18 protein-coding genes are annotated in these 22465 nt (G+C 65.7%); 1 reads left to right on the top strand and 17 read right to left on the bottom strand.

From position 1 onward, the window contains the following. Positions 1-30: 30 nt before the first annotated feature. The 8 genes from JK364_RS23525 to JK364_RS23490 all read right to left on the bottom strand — a co-directional run bounded on the left by JK364_RS23525 (position 31) and on the right by JK364_RS23490 (position 12296). Complete coding sequence (locus JK364_RS23525; protein WP_201853136.1) at positions 31-2103, bottom strand: coiled-coil domain-containing protein; 2073 nt, start codon at positions 2101-2103, stop codon at positions 31-33. 142 nt (positions 2104-2245) lie between these two features. Then, complete coding sequence (locus JK364_RS23520; RefSeq protein ID WP_201853135.1) at positions 2246-5155, bottom strand: AAA family ATPase; 2910 nt, start codon at positions 5153-5155, stop codon at positions 2246-2248. A gap of 1682 nt (positions 5156-6837) precedes the next feature. Further along, entirely contained in the window at positions 6838-7308 is a 471-nt protein-coding gene (locus JK364_RS23515) for an RDD family protein (protein ID WP_201853134.1), read from the bottom strand. Between the two features lie 312 nt (positions 7309-7620). Then, positions 7621-7809 (bottom strand): hypothetical protein, encoded by a 189-nt coding sequence (locus tag JK364_RS23510; RefSeq protein ID WP_201853133.1) that lies wholly within the window; start codon positions 7807-7809, stop codon positions 7621-7623. A gap of 63 nt (positions 7810-7872) precedes the next feature. Beyond that, the gene (locus JK364_RS23505; RefSeq protein ID WP_201853132.1) at positions 7873-8886 is read right to left on the bottom strand and encodes an LnmK family bifunctional acyltransferase/decarboxylase; all 1014 of its coding nucleotides are present in this window, start codon (positions 8884-8886) and stop codon (positions 7873-7875) included. A 35-nt stretch (positions 8887-8921) separates the two neighbouring features. Next, positions 8922-10781 (bottom strand): acyl-CoA dehydrogenase family protein, encoded by a 1860-nt coding sequence (locus JK364_RS23500; RefSeq protein ID WP_201853131.1) that lies wholly within the window; start codon positions 10779-10781, stop codon positions 8922-8924. A 58-nt stretch (positions 10782-10839) separates the two neighbouring features. Then, positions 10840-12057, bottom strand: coding sequence for a beta-ketoacyl-[acyl-carrier-protein] synthase family protein (locus JK364_RS23495; RefSeq protein ID WP_201853130.1), 1218 nt, complete (start codon positions 12055-12057; stop codon positions 10840-10842). Then, the gene (locus tag JK364_RS23490; RefSeq protein WP_201853129.1) at positions 12054-12296 is read right to left on the bottom strand and encodes an acyl carrier protein; all 243 of its coding nucleotides are present in this window, start codon (positions 12294-12296) and stop codon (positions 12054-12056) included. Before JK364_RS23490 ends, JK364_RS23495 begins: the two co-directional genes overlap by 4 nt. 113 nt (positions 12297-12409) lie before the next feature. On the opposite strand from JK364_RS23490, the gene JK364_RS23485 reads away from it, so the two are divergent. Then, positions 12410-12766 carry a hypothetical protein gene (locus JK364_RS23485; protein ID WP_201853128.1) on the top strand — a complete coding sequence of 119 codons (357 nt, stop codon included), beginning with the start codon at positions 12410-12412 and terminating at the stop codon, positions 12764-12766. A 371-nt stretch (positions 12767-13137) separates the two neighbouring features. Here the strand turns inward: JK364_RS23485 and purU are convergent, their stop codons facing one another. The 9 genes from purU to JK364_RS23440 form a co-directional block, all read right to left on the bottom strand. After that, on the bottom strand, positions 13138-14001 hold the full coding sequence (gene purU / locus JK364_RS23480) for a formyltetrahydrofolate deformylase (protein WP_201853127.1): 864 nt from the start codon (positions 13999-14001) through the stop codon (positions 13138-13140). A gap of 372 nt (positions 14002-14373) precedes the next feature. Further along, positions 14374-14922: a hypothetical protein gene (locus JK364_RS23475; protein ID WP_201853126.1), complete on the bottom strand. Its 549-nt coding sequence runs from the start codon at positions 14920-14922 to the stop codon at positions 14374-14376. Between the two features lie 135 nt (positions 14923-15057). Beyond that, on the bottom strand, positions 15058-17346 hold the full coding sequence (gene mobL / locus JK364_RS23470; RefSeq protein ID WP_201853125.1) for a relaxase MobL: 2289 nt from the start codon (positions 17344-17346) through the stop codon (positions 15058-15060). Positions 17347-17441: 95 nt separating this feature from the next. Then, complete coding sequence (locus JK364_RS23465; RefSeq protein ID WP_201853124.1) at positions 17442-18494, bottom strand: hypothetical protein; 1053 nt, start codon at positions 18492-18494, stop codon at positions 17442-17444. Then, positions 18494-19018 (bottom strand): hypothetical protein, encoded by a 525-nt coding sequence (locus tag JK364_RS23460; RefSeq protein WP_201853123.1) that lies wholly within the window; start codon positions 19016-19018, stop codon positions 18494-18496. The genes JK364_RS23465 and JK364_RS23460 overlap by 1 nt, the downstream gene beginning before the upstream one ends. A 63-nt stretch (positions 19019-19081) precedes the next feature. Beyond that, positions 19082-19792: a hypothetical protein gene (locus JK364_RS23455; protein ID WP_201853122.1), complete on the bottom strand. Its 711-nt coding sequence runs from the start codon at positions 19790-19792 to the stop codon at positions 19082-19084. Next, positions 19789-20538: a hypothetical protein gene (locus tag JK364_RS23450; protein ID WP_201853121.1), complete on the bottom strand. Its 750-nt coding sequence runs from the start codon at positions 20536-20538 to the stop codon at positions 19789-19791. Before JK364_RS23450 ends, JK364_RS23455 begins: the two co-directional genes overlap by 4 nt. A gap of 113 nt (positions 20539-20651) precedes the next feature. Continuing rightward, on the bottom strand, positions 20652-21353 hold the full coding sequence (locus JK364_RS23445) for a hypothetical protein (RefSeq protein WP_201853120.1): 702 nt from the start codon (positions 21351-21353) through the stop codon (positions 20652-20654). Further along, on the bottom strand, positions 21350-22333 hold the full coding sequence (locus JK364_RS23440; protein ID WP_201853119.1) for a hypothetical protein: 984 nt from the start codon (positions 22331-22333) through the stop codon (positions 21350-21352). Before JK364_RS23440 ends, JK364_RS23445 begins: the two co-directional genes overlap by 4 nt. Between the last annotated feature and the right edge of the window lie 132 nt (positions 22334-22465).

The raw sequence follows: 22465 nt of genomic DNA, 5'->3' as shown, positions 1-22465 counted from the left end.
CAGATCCCCCGTCGGTCATGACCGGATCGCTCAACGGGTCAAGACCACCCCGACGATGAAGCCGGCCACGCCCATCAGGAGCGAGAGCGTGACGATCATGACGACGAGGATCTTGTTCGAGCGGCTCTGCATCTCGGAGGCCCGAGCCAGCTCGTTGGTGTAGGACTCCTTGTCGGCCTGCATCTCCGCCAGGCGCGGCTCGTACCGCCTGGCCACTGAATCCTCGACCGTCGACAGCTGCTGGAGCAGGTCGGTGACCCGCGCCACCTGGGAGCTGGTCTTCTCCTTCTCCAGGTTGAGGCTGTGCTGCCATTCGGCGTCCCGAGCCGTCATCTGCGTGATGGCGTCCTGGCGGTTGCGTTCGAGCTCGTCCTCCATCCGGCGGATCCGGTCGGCGTGCTCAGAGCGCACAACCAGCAGGAGGTCCTGCTGCTCCCGGCGCAGGACACCGATCTCGTCCGTGGTCCGCAGGTGCTCGGCCAGCGCCTCGGACTGGGCGATGTCGGCCTTGCGGTTGTCGTCGACGATCCGCTGGATCTCGGACTTCCACCGGTTCAGGCGCTCTTCCTCGGCCGCCAGGTGCTCCGACTGCCGTTCGGCCAGCACCTCGAAGATCCGCGTCTGCCCGGTCTGCATCTTCAGCGTCGCGTCCGAGCTCCGGACCCGCAGGATCTCCTGCTGGTTGTGCGCGTGGGTGTCCTCGATGTCCCGCTCGATCTCGGCGGCGGAGTCGATCTGCTCGCGCTGCATCTTCGAGCGGTTGCGCTCCTTGTACTGCAGTTCCGCCGAGAGCGCCGCCTGCTGGGCCACCTTGGAGGCCTGCGACTCGTAGTCCTGGGCGATCTCCGCCCGGCGGGCCCGGATCTTCTCATCCTTCTCCGTCTGCCGTTGCTGGTGCTCGGCCTCGGCGGCGTCCTTCAGCAGCTTGTACCGGGAGCCCGCGCGGCCGGTGGCCACATCGCGGATGACCTGCTCGGTGTGCGCCGACATGAGGTTGACGTAGAGCGCACGCAGCTCATCCTCGTGCGCGGAACGGAGCTGCATCAGGTCTGCGTTGGCCTGCCGGTTGAGCTGGGCGACCTGGTCCCCGAGCCACTCCGTCGCGCCTTCGGGCACAGCGATCTGCACGACCGGCGCGCCGATGGCGAAGGTCGCGTTGAACTCATCGAGCCGGACGTCCAGGTCCAGCTCCTCGGAGAGGAACCGGCGGGCGATGACGTCGCGCACCTGGGCCTGATCGGCCAGCAGCACAGTGTCGCCGGCCTCCTGGTAGTCGCCCTCGATGCCGTAGCCGGCGTCGGTCTCGTCGAAACCCTCGTAGCCGGCCGCCTCGTCGCCGTCGTAGTCCGGCTCCGACTCGACCGGGACGGTGCCCGCGTCGTCGATACTTGCGGCGTCCCCGTCGAGCATGGCTGCGTCCGCCCCTTCATCCGCGTCGACGACGTCGCTGAAGAGCGGCTCGTCGTCCAGGCCCTCGTCAGCCCCCTCGACACCGGGGATCTCGTCGAAGATCGCATCTCCCTCGTCCTCCCCGAGGACGGCAGGGACGGGGTCAGTGGCTCCAGCCTCGGCGACCAGGCCGCTGTGCTCTTCCCACGCCTTCTTGCCCACGGCTTCTTCGAGACTCGTGGTTCCTGCAGCGACAAAGCGCGCCTGCGCGAAGGTCGCATCGTTCACCAGATCGACGAGCAGGTCGCCGCTGGGCTTCTGCCACACGACGGCCCAGGTGTAGGTGGCACCGGTGAGCAGCGAGTACTCCTCCATGCGCGCGAGAGTCTCGTCGGTGGGGATGATGCCGAAGGCCTCCTCTGCGAGCATCTCCGCCGTGGCCACCGTGCGGATCTGGTCGGAGCTGATGAGCTCGATGATCGAGCCCTTCGCCTCGTCCCGGCCGTGCCGCTTGCTCAAGCCGCCGATCGAGTCGGCTGCGAGCACGAGCATCACCCAGGCGGTACCGCTGGGAAAGACGAACCGCGTGTTCGAACGCAGCAGCTCGACCGCCGCCGGGATCGCCGTCTCTCTCACCACGGAGGCCAGAAGCTCGTCGGGCTTCTTCTTCCGCTTCTTCTTCTGGTTGACCGTTGCCCCTCCCAGAATGCCCATTGATGCGCGACCCCTTCGCTAATAAAACACAGTTCGCCTGGCTTATGGGTGACTTGTTGTCGCCCTATGATGATAGGCAATCACAGGGCGTGAATGGGCTATCGGCTCATGACTCGACTGGTTCCCGCTGTCCTCGACCGGCTCATCGCGCCGCGCTGACCTCGACGTAGGCGTCGGAACTCAGCAGGTTCTTGTCGTCGCTGACCAGGTCGCCGACGACGTCGATGCGGATCCGTCGTTCCGAGGGGCGCTCGTTGAGGAAGGTTGCCACCGCGGTGGTGACCTCGTCGGTCAGCTTCGCCACAGCCGCACGCGCACCGCCGGCATCAGAGTCGGTGTCGCCCTTGTCCTCGATGAGGTACTGCAGGACCCTCGCATCGACGTCGACCCGCACGTTGTGCTTGACGGACACCTCCTGCACCATCTGGTGCAGCTTCTTCCGCACGATCTTTTGCTGTGTCGGCAGCGACAGCGGCTGGAAAGGTACGATCGCGTCGATACGGCCCAGCAGCTCGGGCGGAAACCGGTTGTCGCCCGTCGTCGAGGAGACAGAGCGACGGATGAGCTTCTCGTACTCCAGCAGCTGCTTGCCCGACCCGGTGTCGTCCGCCGCGTACTGCGCGATGTCCTTGTAGATCTCCGAGCCGGCGTTCGTCGTCAGCACGATGTAGGTGTTGAGGAAGCTCACCTCGCGGTTGTTGTCATCGTTGAGCCGGCCGTCGTCGAGCACCTGCAGCAGCACGCGTGTCACCATCGACGAGGCCTTCTCGACCTCGTCGAAAAGCAGCACAGCGTGGGAGAGGTCCCACACGCGCTTGGTGAGTTCAGAACGGAACGCCGTGAACGACGAGTCCTCGGCGTACTCCGTCATGTCGAACCGGATCAGGTGCCGCTGGTCGTCACCGAACAGCAGTCGCGCCAGCTGCTTCGCCAACTCGGTGTTGTGTGTGACGACGAAGTCGCCTGCCTGATAAAGGTGCTCGTCGTCGTCGACGTAGATGCAGGACGAGCTCTGTTGCTCCGGCAGCTTCTCGATCGACGCGATGCCGACCATGTCGAACTTCTTCACGCGCTTACGACCCGAGGTCTCGATGACCGCCCGCCGTGCGATCTCGTGCTTGCGGGGGAGGGAGAAGAACCGGGCCTTATCCTCGTTGCCGACCTTCACATGCATGTCATACTCAATCAGTTCGCGCCCGCCCTCCTTCGTGCGTGTCCACGATTTGATCGTGTTCGAGACGCCGAGCGAGAACAGCACCTCCCTGAGGTCCTCCGCGAGCCCCTTGGAGAACGTCGAGTACGAGACGTTGAAGCGGTCGTTAGAACCGCCGATCGATCCGTCGGTGTCGAAAAGGCCCTGCACCAGCGCCCACCGCTGCTGTACCGATCCGTGTTTGTACCTCTCCGGGATACGGCGCTCCGCCGAGCGCGCACCGATCAGATCGGGAACCGAGGCAAGCACGTCCTTTGTCTGGTACAGCGAATCGCGGCGGTCCTCCACCGGGCCAACGCCGGCAGGGAAGACCCAGCTGTAGCTGTGCCCGTACGACTTTGGTGCCGATCCCAGCCATTCGCCCACCGTCCACACGGTGTGGTCGGCGTCGTCCCCGTCAGACGAGAGCGTCAGCTTCGTCTCAGTGAGGCACCCGTTGCCGATGAGGACGCCCAAGACGTACGGGTCGACGTCGAAGTCCTGCTCCGGCCAGTGCACCGGTCCGTTCGCCGGGATGAAGAACTTCAGATACTCCCGAGAGTCGCCGGGGTAGGTCCGCACGACGCCACGCTCGACCATTTCCTGCGTGCTCAGGACCATCGGTGCGACGTCCTTGCCCGCATGCTTCTTCGACCGCTGATCGGCTGTGTAGACCGTCCACAAGTGCGGTCCTCCAACGTCGAGAGTCCGGCCGTCCCAGAGCGTGACCCGGTAGACGTCCTGCATGCCCTGCGGGAAGTGTCCGAGCACCTCGACCGGGCGACCTTGGCGACCGAACACTCTGTCGCCCGGGACCAGGTCGCCGTGCAGTTTCCAGGTGGTCTCGCTGTTGCTCGAATAGACTGGAACCTGCGTCGAGTCGATGCAGAATTTCCCCGTTCCCGTCGATCCTGTGAACAGCAGGCTCGCCATCGGCTTTCCCTTGTCGTTGAGGTCCGCCACCGACAACTGCAGACGACGCGCCACCGCGCCGGTCGCCCACTCCTGGCTGAACACCTTGGCGTCCAGCTGCTGCTTGATCTTCGCGCCGTCGACCCGGAATGCGACGTTCACATTCAGGGACTCCATGAGCACGTCCGAGAGCAGGTCCCGGTCCATCGGCCGGTGCGTCAGGCGATGCCAGCCGACCATGGAGTCGAGTACGAGGATCGACTTGCGCGGCTGGGCGCTGGCCGGCATGTAGCGCTGGGTGTACTCGTAGATCTGCCGGAAGATGTGGTCGTCGTAGAACTCGTCGGCCACGCCGTACCGTTCGGCCATGCCCTGCAGGATCTTGATGGTCGTCGCCTGGTCCGGCGGGTTGAGGTTGATGCGCTGCAGGCGCTCGACGAGCGGCTGGTTCGGTGAGATGTGCTTGTGGAACTCCTCGTAGGTCGTCGCCGCGATGATCCTGATGCCTCGGGTTCCCGAGGCCGCGAGGACCGGCTTGATCGCCTCGACGGCGGCGTCGGAGAGCTGGATGATCTGGTGGAACTCGTCGATGAAGAGCACCAGTTCGCGCTTCTCGTCCTTGACGAAGTTCTCGGCCTCGTCGAAGAAGCCCTTGAGCTTCGCGGCCATGTTCTCGGCGTTGCCCGCCTCGGAGATCATGCGCGCCGGGTCCACCTCCAGGTAGAGGCGGTCCGGATCCATGAGCATCGTGGCCTGGACCAATGCGGTCTTGCCCGTTCCGGCCTCGGCCAGCAGAAGCGCATTGCACAGCTCAGGGCGGCTCATCGAGGCCAGCAGCTGCATCGTCTCGTGCTGACGGCCGACGATGTCGCGCTCGGCCTTCTTCAGCGGCTCCGAGAGCTTGGACAGGAGTGGGTAGCGCTCGTTGAGCTGTGCCTCGTGGGACATGCCGCGCAAGACCTCCCGACTGGACTGAAGATTCAACTGGAAAATCAGCCGAAATCCTATCACGAGTCGCATTCAATAGGGCATTGAATGGACAATTCGAAAGGCCCCGGAGTCCACTCCGGGGCCTTTCGTTCCGTGCACTGGTCGCGGGTCGCTCACCCGCCGTATTCGGACTCGTTGCCCTCCGGCGTCTGGGGCTGCGCGAACTGGTGGTTGAAGCGCTCGCTGGCGGGGCGTCGTTGCTCCCCTCCGTGCCAGCCTTACTCACCAACGCGCCCATGCGTCCGACCAGGTCCACGCCGAACGAGGGTGAAGCCTTCGGCGTGTCCGCGGAGGTGATCATCCCAGGAGCGAAAGCCGCCGGCTGCCGAGTCTGCAGCTGGTGCTCACGCACCACCGGGTTGAACCGCGATCCCGGCTCGCCTGATACCGGCGCCGACGGAGGGCTGTGACGCGGCCCGCCGTGCGTGCTGGGCCCGGCCTGCGAATTCGCCACCGGAGCCCGCAGCTTGCTGAAGACAGGTACAACCTACAGGCCTGCTTGAAACAGCAGATCAGAACATATGCCGGGCACCAAAAAGTCCCCTGAAGTTCCAGGGGACTCCGGGCGGGTCGCGGGTCAGGGCTTCGGCCACTCCTCGCGGTAGCCGGTGAAGCCCTTGAGCGGTTCGGCGACCTCAAGCATCAGCTCACCGAGCGCCGTGGCGGGGTTATCCACAACTGCCTGGTTATCCACGGAGAGCGAGGCCATACACGCGGGGGTGGTCTTCGGTCTGAACGTGTCCGACTCCGCTGGGTGCTGGACCGGCGCGCAGCGCCCTGGGCCGTTGCTGCCGCCGACCGCGGGGCGAGGTTCCTAATCCTGCGTCCGTCTCGACGGCCGTGGTTCACGAGTGTCGTGACTGGCGACGCCGGGTCGCCCGTTCCCTCTGCTCCTCCTCCCACGCTTCTGCGTAGGTCGCGGCCACGGCCGGGTCCGTGTAGACGGGCTCCAGGAAGACGCACCGGGGATCGGGCTTGGGCGAAACAGGCTGCCGGCGTTGCTTCGGCACCGGTGCGACCCTGCGCGTGCGGGTGGGAAAGGACAAGGATTCTCCTGCCGGGGATGAGGCGCGGTACGTCGGTCCATGGTGGCCTCGCGGACGAGGTGTGTGGAGGCCGTACTGTGCCGCTCACCGTATGTCGGCGGGCGTGCCGGGGACAGGGTGGGGCGGCTGGAGGGCGTCGGCGAGGGCTGCCCCCCGGCCCAGCAGCACACCCACGGCCACCAGCACAGCGCAGCCGGGCACCCCCCCCGTATCCACCTCAGGCCCCACACCTGCGCAGGGGGACGCGCCCAGCGGTCGCCGATGGCACGGGAGCTTCGAGGGCGGCGAGCGAACCGGCGACTGAACCCTCTTGCGCGGCACCGAGCCCTCCGGCGCTCTTCCACAGCGCGATGCGGCTGACGGGAACGGTCGACGTCCAGCCCGGCCGGCACGGCGCCGTGTATGACCGGCCCTCGGCCATGCGGGCCCAGGCGCCGGCCTCACCGGGCTGGGATGATGAAGACCTGAGGGGCGAGGTGAACGGCCCGGCGCCGACGGGGGAGCGGAGCCGGGCCTTGATCACCGTACTCGCTGTCCCCGTCCGGGCGTGCCGATTCCGTGGTGTTGGCGAGTTTGTGGTCACGTGAGACGCTCCTACCGCGCCACCGCCACAGTGTCCGCGACCTTGTCGTGAAGGCACTGACGATACGGCCGGTCCCAGCAGCACCACAGCATATTCAGCAGCCCGAGCACGGGAATAAAGCTGGCCACGAGCCAGAACACCTCGCGTCCCACCGCACGCCAGAAGCCGATGGCCTGTCCGCTCTCGCGGTGCACGATGCATACGTGGCAGATCCGCTTGCCCAACGTTTGCCCGAACTTCCATATACACAGGGGGAAGTACAGAGTGCCGGAAACCAGGAGCCATGCCACTAGGAGCGATTGAGCAGTGGACCCCCCTCCCGCATCAATCCACATGCTTAGCCAGATGCCTCCCGTCGCCATGTAGGCCACGTACCAGAAGATCAGATCCAATACGCGCGCTCCGAGCCGGGATCCGAGGTCGGCAAGACCTGCCGGGAACGGTGGGATGTTCGCGTAGGCCAGGCTGTCGTACGGCGCCAAGTGCCCGTCGGCGTGCCCTCCGTGGGGTCCGCCCGCAGGGTCGGACGGGTGAGGCGAGGCGGTGGGGTATTGCGGATAGTTTGACACATCTTCCTCTCAACAGAGATCCACATGGGCTGTGAAGGGGGCGTTTGTGAGCTGCTGAGAAGGCTCGATACGGTCGGAGTCTGGACGTCCTCTGCGCATCGGCAGCCGACAGACGCGGTGCCGCGCTCGCGGACCGCTGACCCAGGACGCTCTGACCGGTCCGGTGCGCGCACCGGACCGGTCAGAGCGGTGGCCCTGCGGTGGTGTCGGACCTCTCGCGGCCGGTCACTTAGAGTCCACCAGACTCTCTGCGGCGCCGAGCGCGCGCGGCTTGCCGGTCGGGGACAGCTCCGCGAACGCCTGTCCCCGATACACGTCGACGACGGGCCGCTCGGTCGAGTCGTAGACCGCCTCCTGCATGTACCGGGCGGCCGCGAGTGCAGTGAGACGCAACGCGATCTTGTGGTGCAGCAAAACAGCTCCTGTGTGTAGGGCCCGGGACGGAACAGAGGGGGGCGGCATGTCCGCCGCATCGCGTCAGGGCGGCGGGGAGGCGGCGGTGGGAGTGGCCTCATGAGACCGGTGACGGGAGGCAGCGACAGCAATGGTGCGGTCGGTGGAGAGGTCATCAATGACAATGTTGGTTTTCTCCTCCGCCGGATCCTGCGGATTATAAACGGAGTGCAGTCTCAACCGGAGCGTTGTGTCGATATCTGCGTTGCCGAGGTAGCAGATACGCGTGTCACGGATGACCCGATCGAGGAAAGCCTGGTCCGATCGGCCGAGGGCGCGCCACTGCTCCAGCTGAGCGTGTTCGGCAATGGAGAAGAATGATGCGAAATAGAGCAGCCCTGCGCCATTGACGTCGAGTGTGATGTTGACGGGGTACTCGACGACGAAATGAGAGCCGCGGGCCGACCAGGAATCCGTGACCGGGTCGGGAAAGACGTGTTGGGTACGGGCCTGGCTGCACAGGAAACGTGGCGAGTACTCGTCGGGCAGGGTGGGGAGGACGGTGTTGTCGAAGCCGATTGGTGGAGAACGTACGAGGCCGACGTTCGTGTGAGTTCCGCCACGAGAGACCCACATGTTGAGATTCTCGACGTAGATGCAGTCCTCTCGATGCCGTGTGTATGCCTCACTCACCTCGAAAGGTGTGATGACGTGGTCATCCTCGGATCCGGTGATACGCCGCAGCCGGTGCATGGTGAGGACGGCCCGGCGCCCGGCATCGAAAACCTGTGTTTGCACTTCTAGCCGGTCGCCGAAAGTGAGCTGTTTGAGATGGAAACTGTCACCGGAGGTGATCCGGTAGTAGTAGAAGGAGAGGTAGGTCGGCCTCCCCCGGTCGTCACGGGCGTTGAAGACGTCGATTCCGCAGGCATCGCTCACCGATTCCCAGGTCCAGTCGCCGACGCAGGAGGCGAATGCCTTTGTGGGACCGCACATCCCTGGTCCCACGGTTACCAGTCGACGTAGGGCAGCCGGCCCCATGCGGTGCACTTGCGTGAAGTTGAAAGGCTGTGGCGCGATCCGGGTATTCATCGTCATCGCGGGCTCTCCTTCCGTTGTGGCAGCGGACGCGGTCACGCGGAGGGGCGGTGGTGAGGCCGGGCCTGGTATGCCGACAGATCGGGGGTGAGAGCCGGTGCGCGAAGAAATGCGTCCGTCAGCCCGAAGCCGCTGATCAGGAACTCGGCATCATCGAGGACCAGAGCGCACATTTTCTCGATCAGGGTGGGGATGCGGCTTGCCTGGGACGGTGTCAGCGCACCGTGGGCCACGTACCATGCCGCGTGCCGATGGGTGAGCCCGAGCGCGTAGATGGACGCGAGCAGCCGCAGCGCCCGTGCGACCCGGGGTGAGCGGGCCCGCGCCACCGCGTCGGAGAAGGCCTCCACGGCGAGCGAGCCGCCGCGGCTGCGGGCCAGGTCGAGCGCGGCGTTGATGTGATGGTTCCAGGCTGCGAAGACGGAGCCGCCCCCGCGTATCTCCCGGCGCATGGACCGGGCGGTGTCACCACCCACCACGCTCTCCCGATAGCGCAGCAGCTCCCCGTGGTAGCGGGGGTCGGCGAGGCTCCGGCCGTGCGGCGCCGGTATCGGGGAGGTCCGCGGATGAGCGAGCAGTTCGTTGCCGACCTTCGCGAGGAGGGGCAGATTGTCGCCTTCGGCCGTGACGACGCCCTGTGCCATCGCGATGTAGTCCGCGATGCGATTGGCGCGGAACATGCCCTGTGCGCCGATGCGTTCACGGCAGACGGTGAGGACGTCGGTCACGGTCCAGCTGGTGACCGCCTTGGCGATCGCGATGAACTGGTCCGTGTCGTCGTCCCCGCCGCGGTACACGAACTCCCGCTTGACGTGGTTGATCAGGAAGGTCATCGCGTACACGTCGGCCAGCGCGCGGAACAGCGCGGTCTGCTGACTGCGGTAGGCCAGCAGCGGTACGTCCCCCTGGGCGGGGGCGAAGGTGTGCCTCCGCAGGCTGTACCGCACGGCGACGTACGCGCTCGCGCGCCCCGCCGCGACCAGGGCGCCGGACAGGCAGAGCCGGCCGGCGTGCACCCGTTCCAGGGAGCCCAAGAACCGGCGGCGCCGGCTGCGCATGCCGCTGACGAACTCGCCTTCCGGGGTGATGTCGCCCATCGTTCCCCCGAGAAAGGCACGCCGGTCCACACGGACGTGGTCGAACCAGGTAACGCCGTTGTCCAGGGCCATGCCGGGCTTCTCCGGCAGCGCGGAAGCCCAGACTCCCGGGCGCAGACCGAACTCGTCGGACATCCGGACCAGGAAGGGGAAGACCCCGCAGTCGGCGTCCCGGACGATCAACCGGGCCATGACAACAGCCACCTTCGGAATGTCCTGGATTCCGGTGAAGGGCATGAACTTCTGTGCCTGCGGATTCGGCGTGTTCACGATGAACTGGTCCGCCGCGGGGTCGTACACGGCCTGCGTCTGCAGGTCGGCCGCGTTGTTGCCCCATCCGAGTTCGGTGACCATGAACATTCCCACCGCGCTCATGGACGACAGCTCTTCGGTGTAGTCCGTGAGATCGTCGCGGTCCCGGCCGTGATGGAGAATCGTGGCCAGACAGAGGTTGTAGTGCACGGTCAGCAACGGCAGCGTGGTGGTGTCCATCAACGAGGGCCATTCATTGACCGCGAACAGCCTCCTCGGGTCGGCGATGATCTCCCCGGCCGGTCCCGCGCGCCGGTGAATCAGGCGTGCCCGCTCATAGGCGAGGCGACCCTGGTCCTCCATCGTCAGGCCCTCGCGCGGGTCGAAGAGCGGATCTGCCACCGCCTCGCGGATCGGCCGGTGAACGGCCTCGAAGTCACCGTCGAATACCAGGTCGACGAGTTCAGCGCGCTCCGTCTCCTCCTGTGTCTCCTCCTCCGTCCGCGCGACGGATCGGGGACTCGTCTGCCGAAGTGGCGTCGCCATAGCGGGAATACCTCCACGAGGAGCACATCGTGTTTGTCGGATGAACAGAGGAAGATCGTCAGACCCCGAAGAGCAGGCTGACGTTGTGCCCGCCGAACCCCGCCGAGTTGCTCAGGGCGTGGGTCAGTTCCGTCTTCCGCGGCGCCCCGGATACGACGTCGAGCTGGATGTCGGGGTCCGGTTGGGTGAGGTTGGCGGTGGGCGGGATCGTCTGGTGAGCGAGGCTCAGCACGGTGTAGGCGGCTTCGACGGCACCGGCGGCGCCGAGGGTATGGCCCGTTACCCCTTTGGTCGAGGTGACGGCGAGCTCCGGGGAGCCGAGGCGGGCGATGGCGCCCGCCTCGGCCGCGTCGTTGAGCGGGGTGGATGTCCCGTGGGCGTTCACATGCCCCACGCGCTCCGGCTCCACCCCGGCGTCACGACAGGCGAGGCGCATCGCGCTCTCGATCCCCAGGCCGCCGGGGCGGGGGGAGGTGGTGTGATGCGCGTCGGAGGAGGCTCCGCAGCCCAGCAGGCCGGCCCACACCCGGGCGTGGCGCGTCCGTGCGTCGTCGAGGCGTTCGAGCACCAGGATCCCGGCGCCTTCCCCGATCACGAAGCCGCCACGGCGCGCATCGAAGGGGCGGGAAGCCTGTTCCGGTGGCAACTCCCCGCTGTAGAGGGCGCCCATGCGCGCGAAGCCCGCGACGAAGGTGGGGGTCACCGCCGCCTCGGTGCCGCCGGCGAGCACGACATCGCACGCACCGGAGACCAGCAGGTCCCGCGCCACGGCAATGGCCGTCGCGCCCGAGGCGCACGCCGTCGCCGTCACCAGGCTGGGCCCCGTCGCCCCGTACTGGATGGCCAGGCGTCCTGAAACCATGTTGACCAGCGCCATGGGGTGAAAGAGCGCGGAGACCCCTTTGCTTCCCTGGTCGATGAAACGTTTCTGCTGTACCTCGAACGTGGCCACCCCACCCGCGGCGCAGCCGACCACGATGCCCACGCGGCTGCCGTCCCAGCTGCCGGGGTCCAACCCGGCGTCGGCGACGGCCTCCTCGGCGGCCACCAGCGCCAGCTGGACGAACCGGTCTGTCCGCCAGACCTCCCGGGCCCCCACGGTTTTCGCGGCGTTGAACGACGGCACCCTGCAGGAAAACTCCACCAGGCCACCGGCGAGTTCGGGGTCTGCGGCGGCAAGACCCCTGCCATCACAGACCCGTTCCCAGTTCTCCGCCCTTCCGATGCCGGCCGGAGTGATAAGGCCCAGTCCCGTGACCGCGATCTCGGTTTTCATGGGCGATCCACTTCCTGCGCTTTGAGGAGGGAGGCCACCTCAGTAAGCTTGGTTTCTTTTGTGACCTGGTTTTCGTCGAGTTTTATCCCGAACGCGGCGTCAAGGACGTCCGTCAGTTCCACCAACGCGAGCGAGTCCATGTCCAAATCTTCAAAGGTGGCGTCTGGAGTGATTTCTTCCTTCGCCACACCCAGCTTTGTGTTGAGCAGAGATGCCAGGCGATCGTATGCAGTGCTCATGTTTTACTCCGTCGTTCTCAGAAATCGGACTCGACGCCATGTGGTTTCTCAGGTGTTTTGCGCAGTAGGCAGGTTAGGCGTGCGGTGCATAAGTGAGGAGTTACTTCACATGCTTGGTGTACACCCACCCCGTTTCTCCCTTGTGGGCTCCGGACAGGGCTTTCGCGTATGTCCAGTCGACTCCGATTCCCGTGTACCCCCCTGTGGGGGCCTGGCAGTACGAGCGCACCGAGGTCCCCTTCGTCAAAATGCCCTTGGACGTGGACGATGATTTCGGTCCCGAGCGGAAGTTCACGTTCGTGTCGATGTGCTTCGTCGACGGGCTTGACGGAAAGGTTGTGCAGGCGTCGCTTCCAGTCGCGTACGCTCCGGGCGCCAAAACGATCAGCCCTCCGCTCAGGAGGGCAGCCGCCACGCCGCCGGCAGCAATGCGTCGTACACTGGCCATTCTTTACACCATCCTTCTATGACGTCCCCGAAAGGCGGGGTCGCCTCGGTGATTGGGACAGATCCAGCACACATCAGGAGCCCTGTGGATAAGTTTTGCGTTGACGCACCCCCGTGCTCGACAGCACAGACGAATCATTGTTTTTTGGGCAGGCCAGGTCTAATCCGATCAGGGGTGTCCTCGACTGGGAACCCGCGGTCGTCTAGAGGATGACGAGACGGGCGGAGTAGCGTGAGGTATGCGAGGAAACGGTTTTGAAGGCCGGCCGGTGACTGCGTCGCCATCGGCGATGCCGTAAGGGGATCCGAATCTGCTGATGGCTCAGCAGTGGTGGGTGACAGAGTTGCAAGGCCTCTGTATTAAGTGAGTTCTACGAGGACGTTCTGGTCGCCGTCAGGCGAACATTACGGTGCGGCGCCCGTTGAGCAGCACGCGGTGTTCGCTGTGGGCTTTGAGGGCGCGTGCGAGGACGCGGCATTCGATGTCACGGCCGATCGCGACGAGTTCGTCGGGGGTGTGCCAGTGGCCGACTGGTTCGACGTCCTGTTCGATGATGGGTCCTTCATCGAGGTCTGCGGTGACGTAGTGGGCCGTGGCGCCGATCAGTTTCACGCCACGGGCATGTGCCTGGTGGTAAGGCTTCGCGCCTTTGAAGCTGGGGAGGAGCGAATGGTGGATGTTGATGATGCGGCCGGATAGGCGCTTACTGAGATCGTCCGAGAGGATCTGCATGTAGCGGGCGAGGGCCACGAGTTCGATGTTCTCGGACTCGATCAGTCCCAACAGGCAAGCTTCCGCTTCCGCCTTGGTGTCCTTGGCCACTGGGATGTGGTGGAACGGGATCCCGTATGAACCCACAAGCGCTTCGAGGTCGTGGTGGTTTGAGACCACTGCGGCGATCTCGATAGGCAGGGCGTTGGTGCTGACTCGGAAGAGCAAGTCGTTCAAGCAATGACCGAACTTGCTGACCATGATCAGCGTACGCATCTTCTGGTGCGCCGGACGGATCTGCCACTCCGTCAGGAAAGAGAAGCTGTTGGTGACGTTGGCAAGACCTTCGGACAGCGTCTCCAAAGACTGTTCTGTACAGACGCATGTACGCATGAAAATCAGCCCAGCGTCGATGTCCTTGTACTGCTGGCTGTCTTCGATGCTACAGCCAGCCGAAAGTAGGTAGTGGGGAACCGCGCGCAAAATTCCCCCTTTATCGGGGCAGGACAGAGTGACCACGTACTGCTCCTGCTGCGGTACCTGCATGACTCGATACCTCTGCTTTCGTTAGCGTGCAAAGCGTCATCTGTTGTCGGTCCTAGGGAAAGCCAAACTGGCGCGGCGTTGGCTTCCGAGAGTGCAACGCCTCGGTCGTCGAGACGGCTAGCCGATGCGATCTGAGGGACGCAGTCCCTCAACGCTCATGCGCGCTTTTCTCAGCTGAGCGTGGACGGCGTCGCCAGAACTCACGGTCCATGACGACGACCACTAGGTAAAACAACACCAGCAGGGCGGTTTTCAGGAAATCGCTGATGGCACGCACAGCTGCGCCTACCCGCGGGCGCCGCTTGCGACAACGGCGAGTTCGCCACATGACATCCAGGGGCCTTTCGAATAAGGCTGGACTCGACCTCGGTCTCAGCCGACCGCCGGCTCGTCGACCTCGACCTCGGCTGCCTGCTCCTGCTTGGCCTCGGGAGCCGGGGCCTGAGCCTGCGACTCCTTGGCCGCCGCCTCTGCCTTGTGGGCGGCGCGCATGGACGCGAACTGGTTGTCCAGCGTCTTGCCGTCGACCTTGAACTCGGAGGCCTCGACGGACTTGGTGTGGACCACCAGGCCAGTGCCGCGCGTCGCGGGCATCACGTTGCCCTTGAAGCCGTAGATGGTGCCGACCTCCTTGCCGTCCTTGTTCAGGATCGGCTCGGTGTTCGGGCCCGCGGCCTTGGCGATCTCCTCCATCTGACCGGTGGAGTACGGAGCGCCGTTGTTGTAGCGGACCTTGCCGTCCTCACCCTGAACCCGATCGGACTTCAGATGCAGGTTCGTCTGCTCCGGACCGCGCGGATCTCGAGCGTCGAGCTGGACGTCGGCGTACTGGGTTGCGCCGTCCCTGGTGACGCCGTTCTTGTAGACCTTCGCGATGAGGTTGACTCCGGTCATCGCGCCCTTGCCCTTGAGACGTGCCATGATCTTTTCCTTCCGTTCGTTCCGACTGCCCTCCGACAAGTCGGCGCGATCAGTCACATCGTCCGGACAAGGCATTGAGTCCCGACGAATGCTCTTCACGCTAATACTGTTATAGGGCATTCGACAAGACTCCGACTAATCTTTCTGTTCGCGTTGGAAGTTAGTTGATATGGGATCCGACTGCGAGTCGAATGCCATCCGGGTATCCGCTGTGGTCACAGCCTGATCGACCTGGGCCTGGACCCGCACGACGAGGCCGGCGTCCAGTGACGAGGCCTTGGACCGCCGCATCCGCTCGGCCTGCTCGCGCCCGGCGCGCAGCTCCGCGATCCGGGAACGCAACACGAGCGTGCCGGATTCCTCGTCCGTCTGCTGATGCGCCAGCTCCCGGGAGACCCGTGTCATCGCCGCGACATCGTCCACCGGCAGATCGGGAATTGCCTCGGCCTGGCCGGACTGGTCCAGGTAGTCCATCGCCCCCAGCAGCAGCCGTCGGCGATCCCTGGTCGTCTCGACGAAGGTCTGGCGTGCCTGCGGCCCGATCTCGACGTCGGTGACGAAGTCGCATCCCAGGTGGTGCAGGTCCAGAGCCTTGACCTCGTCGAAGTCATACGCGGCACCGGCGACGACCTTGAAGTCCGTGCTGACCGCGTCGGTCTCCGTACTCGCCGGATCCTCGGCGCTCGACCCCACGCGCAGCACCAGGCCGGAGGAAGCGAGATCAGCCAGCAGGCCGTCCAGCTTCTGGTCATAGGACTGCTTCATCGTCCGGATGCGCGCGTCCAGCACCGCCCGGCCGCGCTTGCCCTCGGTCAGAAGCCGGCCGCCGGGCTGATCGTAGATCGTCCGGCCCAGGTTCTCGGCCTCCTCGGAGTCTTTCATTCGCTGCAGGGAGGCATCCGCGCGCAGCGCCATGAGCGAGAGCAACCGCTGGCCGTAGGTCGCCACGTCCCGCTGCTGCTCGTACCACTGGCCGGCGTCCCCGAGGAAGGGCAGGAAGTGCCGGTACTTGCTCATCAGCCGCCGGTGGTAGTTCTCCTCGAAGCGGTAGAAGTCGTAGAGCGGGCGCGAGTCCTCGGCGGCGACGTCGGTCTTCTCGGCCTGTTCCCACTGGTGCGCGAGGTCGCGGTAGACCCCGGCCTTCTCCCGGTGATGCTGCAGGCGTGAGGCGTAGCTGCGCAGTCGGAAGCCGAAGGAGACCAAGTCGGCCTCAGCATTCTCGTCTTCGCCCTGCCGGTCCGCGGCGAGCACCGCCATCTGCTGGTAGTCCATCCCCATGACTTCGAGCATCGGCGTGCGCACCCGCAGCTCCGACTCCGGTATGGCCCGCAGCATCTGGTAGATGCCGTTGACGGCGCGTTCCATGATCTGCGTACGTCCCTGCTCGACCAGCTTCTGCCATTCCTCCGTGCTCAGAGACTCCTTCGCGCGGCGCTCGTTGGCGTAGTCGACGATGCGTTCCATGGCCTCCGGCATCGGGGATCCGGCGCGGTCGAGTTGCTCCTTCACGAGCTCGGTCACCAGTTGGTTCGCCTTGCGCATGCTGGCGTCATTCGAGCCGGCGCGCCACAGCGTTCGGTCTGCCGGCAGACAGGCGAGCAGGAACTGCGGCAGGGACTCGGCCCGGATCCGCTCGTGCGCCCACCGCTTGATGAAGGTGGTGACGTTGCGCCGCTCGTAGCCGACGGCGCTGGAGAGATGAGCCACCGCCTGCTTCTCATCGAGCCAGGCGTCAACACCGCGGCGGAGCCTGGACTTGTGCCGGTCCAGGAGCTTGCCGCGCTGCGTACCGTTCTTCGTCACCTGGCCCCGGCCGCCGTCGACCATGGCCAGGTGGCAGTGCACGTGCTCGGTGTCGACCTGGATGACCCCGACGTAGCGCAGGTCGTCGAAGCCGCTGGTGCCCGAGCTCATCCGCTCCAGACCGTGCATGATCGCCATGCGCAGCTTCATCTGGTCGATGTGGCCGCGGTAGTCGCCGCGGGCTTCGCAGTGGAAGTCGTCGTCGACGATCTTGTGCTTCCGCAGGTACTCCTCGTCGAAGGACAGCACCGTCTTGAGCACGGTCTTGCCGTGCTCGAAGTGCTCCTGGATGTCCTTGCCTGCCGCGCGCAGCTGCTCGTCGGAGAGTGAGACCGAGCCGTAGCCGAAGGCCACGCCGCCGTCACCCTGGGCCTGGCGTATCTCATGCTTCGCCGCGCCCCGCGAGATACCGTCGCGCTCGACGGCGGACTCCCGCGCCATGTAGCGCATGATGAAGTCGTCGGTGCGCAAGCGCTGGATCGGAGCCAGCGACTCGGTCGCCTGCTCGCGGGCCATGTACCGGGTGACGTAGTCACCCGGCGTCGCACCGCGCGATCCCTTGCCGCCAGGCAGCGGCACGCTGAATTCGTTGATCACGATGATGTCCTGCTTCAGGCCCATCGTCGCTCTCCTTCCTGTCTCGGCACCGATGCACTACGGCCCCGGCTGCTGCTCGCCAGCAAGCCGGGGCCGCGCTCGTCATGCCTGATCCGTCCTCAAGACCCCAGGCTCTGCTCGCCGTCCTCGCCGAAGTCCAGATCGGCCGCACGCTGGGCCATCCGGTGTTTGCGCTCGTCCGGACTCGGGACGGGCTTGACCTCATGTCGCCGGGACTCCTGCTCCTGCTCCTGCTCGCCCAGCTCCAAGAGATCCAGGTTCAGGTCGCGCTGCGCGTCACGGGCCGGAACCGGGGGAGCGAACGACTCCTCCTGCTCCTCGGCCCGGTGCAGAGCCCCAGCCACGCGCTCCCGGTAGAGGTTTTCCGTGGTGCCTTCGGTGCTCGCGCGCTCGGTCTGGTACCGGTCCCGTTCGGCGGCGATCTCCGCTTCGATCTGCTGCAGACGCGCGCTCATGCCGTCAGCAACCGGCGCTGCCTCAGGCACGGGCGCTCCGACGACCTGCTTGACCTCGGTGTCCAGGCCCAGCTCGGCTTCGGTGAACAGCGAGTTGATCGCGTCCGAGCGCGCCTTCAGCCCACGCGCATCGACTACGGCTTCAGCTCGCGGGACGCCGTCCTTGGAGTGGTCGGCGAAGTAGCCGGCGAGGTCGTAGCCGCTGGACTCGAGATCGATCTCCAGGCCCCCGATGTCGTGGATCTGGGTGAAGACCACGGACGTATCGCCTTCGGTCTGCGCCCCTGACGGGGCGAGGACAAGCATGTCCGCCGTGGCCGGCAGCTCCCACTCGATCCCGGTGACTTGCTCGGGCACGGCGAAGCCGCTCGTGAAGTAGCCCTTGCCGGCGAGTACGACGAGTTGCTGGTCATCGAACTCATAGAAGGCGTCTACCTTCTCGCCCTGACCGGGGGAGTAGGTCACCTGGGAGATGCCGAACGGCAGGGCCTGGGCCGGGGTGACCGAGCGCAGCTCGCCCGTCATGTGCAGATACGGGCGGTAGTTCTCCTCCTTGCCCCGGTGCGTGAGGTCGAGCGATTCGACCATGACACCCAGCTCAGCGGTCACCCCCTCCAGCCGGTACGTCTCCACTCCCCGTTCACGCAGGACGCGGTGGGCCCATACGTCGTTCATCGTCAGTCCTGCGGTGCGCATCACTTGCTCCTCTTGCGGTAGGTCTTGCTCCGGTTGGCGGTCCTGGTCGTGGACTTCGGTGTGACGTCGGCTCCGGACGCCTCGCCCCGGGCGTCCCGGATCTTCGCGATCATCCGCGTTGCCCAGCGCCACATGCCGCGCATCACGACGATCTCGCCCGCGGCGAGCAGTGCGACCAGGAAGAGGAGCGGCATCAGCCACACGGCGATGGTTCCGTCCGCACTGAGCGCACCCCGGGATGCGCCCGACCGCTGGTGCAGCCATGCGCCCAGCAGCGGGATGATGACCACGGCGGTGATGAACGCCAGCAGGTAGTCGGCGAGAAGGACGATGACCCGGAAGAACCCCGCCCACACCACGACGGAGAACCTGCCGGTCTCCTTCTTCGGGGCCAGACGCCGCCATCCGGTGTGCAGCTTCGAGTCCTTCTGATCCTTCACGGGCTTCGCCGTGGTCTTCTTCGCCGTCGCGGCCGTGCTCGTCGGGGCGGTCGTCTCGGTCTTCTCCAGGGTCTGGGCCGACATGTTCGTGTCCTTACGTCTCGTCGGGGTCTTCTGGGGTGCGTGCTGAAGCGGTGGGCGCGTTGCTCACCCGGTCGGCTTGAGGGAGGGCTGTTCCTCGCTGGCGGCAGCGAGGGCGTCGCGGGTCTTGCTGGAGGCCCGGTAGGCGTCCAGCGACGTCACCGTGCCGTCCTGAGAGGTGGAGTAGGTGAAGACCACGAACTCGCTCTTGGCAGCGCTGTTCTGATCCGGTCCAACGCGGACTGGATCGAGCCGGGCCACCCCCGTGCAGGAGTAGTTCAGGCCCTGCACCCGACTCACATCAATGTCCAGATCAGCGAGCGTGTACGTCCTCCCAGCGCCCTTCGTGGCTCCGGTCGCCGTCATCCACTCCGGCACGAACTCGGTGAGCGCCCGGGACTTGTGGTCGAGGAAGCCGTAGCGCGCGTCGAGCAGTACCTGCTGCTCCTTGACGGTCCGGGTCGACGCCGAGCTGTCGGTGAGGCTGAGCAGGAGGGACCGGCCCGTCGCCCTGTCGCGGTTCACCCGCTCGATGTCCATGCCCAGCAGCTGAACCAGCAGCGCCGTGTGCTGTGTTGCGAGCTTGGCCCGGGCGTCGCCGAGGTTGCCTTCGAGTTTCTGAACAACCGCATCGGCCTGGGTGTCCGACGCGGCAGGGCCGTCGCTGAGCAGGCTGGCTCCGAGCGTGACCACCGAGAGCACGAGCAGCGCCCCGGTACCGCCGAGCAGGATCTTCCCGGCGTGCTGGCGCAGCTTGTCCTTGATCTCCTCCTTCACGGTGTCTTCACCTCCTGCTTCAAGGCCTCGCCGGGGGCGGTCGTGCCGGTCTGGATGTTCACGAACGCCTTGCGGACCAGGTCGTAATCGGCGCGGGCCCAGGCCAGTACCGCCGGCCTCTCGCCTGCACCCGTTCTGGTCTCCCTCGCCAGCCAGGTCACCGTGATGGTGCCGTCGTCGTTGACCAGGTAGGGCACCTGGGCGACCCACTCAAAGCCGGAGTTGAAGCTCATCGGGATCCCGGCGCCGGCTGCCACGTCCTTGTCACTGGCGAGCAGGTACCACGGCCCCAGGTCCGCCTGGTGCACCGAGGGGGCAAAGTAGGGGATGAGGTTGCGCAGCGTCGACTGAGAAGTCGCCGTGACGAGCGTGCCGCCGTCTGCCGCCACGCTGGGCGTCAGGCAGCGGTAGTCGTTCTGCAGCTTCGCGACCTGACCAGCCGCCGTCAGGGCCGCGGTCAGACCACGCTTGGCGTCGTCGGCCTTCGGCAGTGCCGCCGTCTTCGCCTCGGTGATCCTGATCTGCTCCTGCAGAGTGGAGATCTCCGGCGCAGCCGTATCGCTCACCGCGTTCTGACCGCTGGAGAACCCCGCGGAGAGTACGAAGCACAGCAGTGCGCCCACACCCATGCTCATGCCGGCCACGAGGGTGCGCTTGCGCAGGCCGCCCGCGGGCTCCGTCTGCTCAGGAGTATCCGCGCCCCCCTGTGAGGACGCGGACGTCGCGACGAAGCGCGTCTTGCGCACTGCGCCCCCACCCGACTCATCGGTCTGTGTCGATGCCATTGGTCCTCGACTCGATGCCTCACTCGAATACCAGGGCAACTCTATCAATAAGGCGAATCGAAAGGGGGTATGGGTTATCCGGAATAGCGAGTCTCGCCACTCGCCGGGACGCCGGAGAGATTCGAGACCTTGCCCTGGGTGTCGACCGTGACGAAGAGCAGTGCGCGCCGGTGTGCCGTGACACTGGCTTTGCTCGCCTTGTTCTGGGACACCGCGTCGGAGGTGACCTCGACGTCGGCCAGGATGGCGTAGGTGTAGACGCCCGCCCGGACGTCGACGACCTCGATGTCCGGATCCGCTCCGAGGGCCGAGTTCAGGCCGACCGTGTCGATGTAGTAATAACGCCGCCCCTGGGAGTCCTCATTGAACCTCGACGGAGGCATGAACGACTTCAGGAACGTCGCGTTCTCGGTGAGGCCGAACCGGCTCTTCAGGCTCTCGCGCGCCGCCTCATAGCTCTGTCCCGAGTCCCACGTGAAGGCCATCGAGAGCAGCGACTTGATGCGCTCACCGTCGGTGCTCAGCCGGTTCTGGCTGACACCCAGGGCCGCCATGACGTCCGCGTTCACCTGCTCGGCGTTCTTCTTCTGGATGCCTGCCACCTGTTCCTCGACGTCGTCAATCTGGGCTTCCTGCTCAGCCAGGGCCGCGTGCTGGCTGCTGAAGGTCACACCGGCAGCCGTCGCGACGACCGTGAGGACCGCAGCCGTCACCAGGGCCGAGAGGTTGCGCCGGAAGAATCCCCGCCGCATGGGTGCTGCCGTCTGCTCCGTCATCGCTTCCGGCCCTTCTTCTGTGTGCCCGTGCCGCTGAGTTCAGGGACTCCGGACCCGGCCGGCATCTTGATCGCGGGGTTCTCGTGCTGAGCACCGGCGGCGGTCACCACGAGCGCCAAGTGGTCGAAGGTCCCCGTCGTGCCGTTGCGCACGTAACGCGCGCTCGCCCAGGCGAGCACCTCGCCGCTCTTCGTGTCCCGGCACAGCCAGACGACCTTTGCCTGGTTCGTCGCGCCCGAGCCGTCCTTCACGCTCAGATCGGGCATCACCGTCTCGACCTTCCATGCGTACGTGCTCGGGGCAGCTGCGTTCTGGCCGGCGTAGCGGATGTACCAGGCGTGGCGCGGATCGATCTCGGTAGTCGCATCGAACGGTGTCAGCGACGAGGTGCTGTACGCCTCCTTGTCACTGACCAGGAAGGAGTCCTTGCTGAACAGCGGTGCCATGCCCCGGCGGTGCTTGATGATCTCCAGCGTGGCCTGGTTCGGGGCCCCGTTGTTCGGGCTGGGCTGGACGCTGGCCTGGTGGTACAACGTGGCGAAGGTCTGCTCCCCGGTCGCGACCTTCTTCGCGTCGGCGGCTGCCGCCTCGGTGAGCTTGGACAACTGCGCGCCGGCGTCCGCCTTCGCGGGCGTGGACCGGGCATCATCCAGCTGCCCCTTGAGCTGGACGATCTGGGCCTCGTTGTCCGCCGTGCTCGCCTTGAAGCTCTCGCCGGCCACGCCCGTGGCGACGACGAGGGTGAGGATCCCGACCCCCATCACCGCGGTCACGCTGCGTCGGATCAGGCGCGCGTTGTCCTCCGGGCTGCGTGTCTGGACCCGTTCGCGCTGGCGCATCGTCCAGCTCGCGAAGCGCTCTTCGAGCTCAGCTCCGGTGACCTTCTTGTGTGTCTTCGGTGCCGCGGGCTTCGCTTCGGGCATCGCCCCGGTCTCCTGCTCGGGGCCCGTGCTCTCGGACTCGTCATGGGCTGTCGCCACGGAACACACTCCTCACTCAGCGTTGCTCTCATAAACGACTCAAGTCTATCTGTAAAGGCATTTCAGGCCGACTCTGAATCCATTCGATAAGGGCTCCGAAAAGCGAAGCCGGCACGCAGGGCCTGCACCGGA

The sequence above is a fragment of the Streptomyces endocoffeicus genome (assembly GCF_016741935.1).
Classification (GTDB): domain Bacteria; phylum Actinomycetota; class Actinomycetes; order Streptomycetales; family Streptomycetaceae; genus Streptomyces; species Streptomyces endocoffeicus.
The sequence above is the reverse complement of the archived record's forward strand: the minus strand, read 5'-3'. Positions and strand labels throughout refer to the sequence as shown.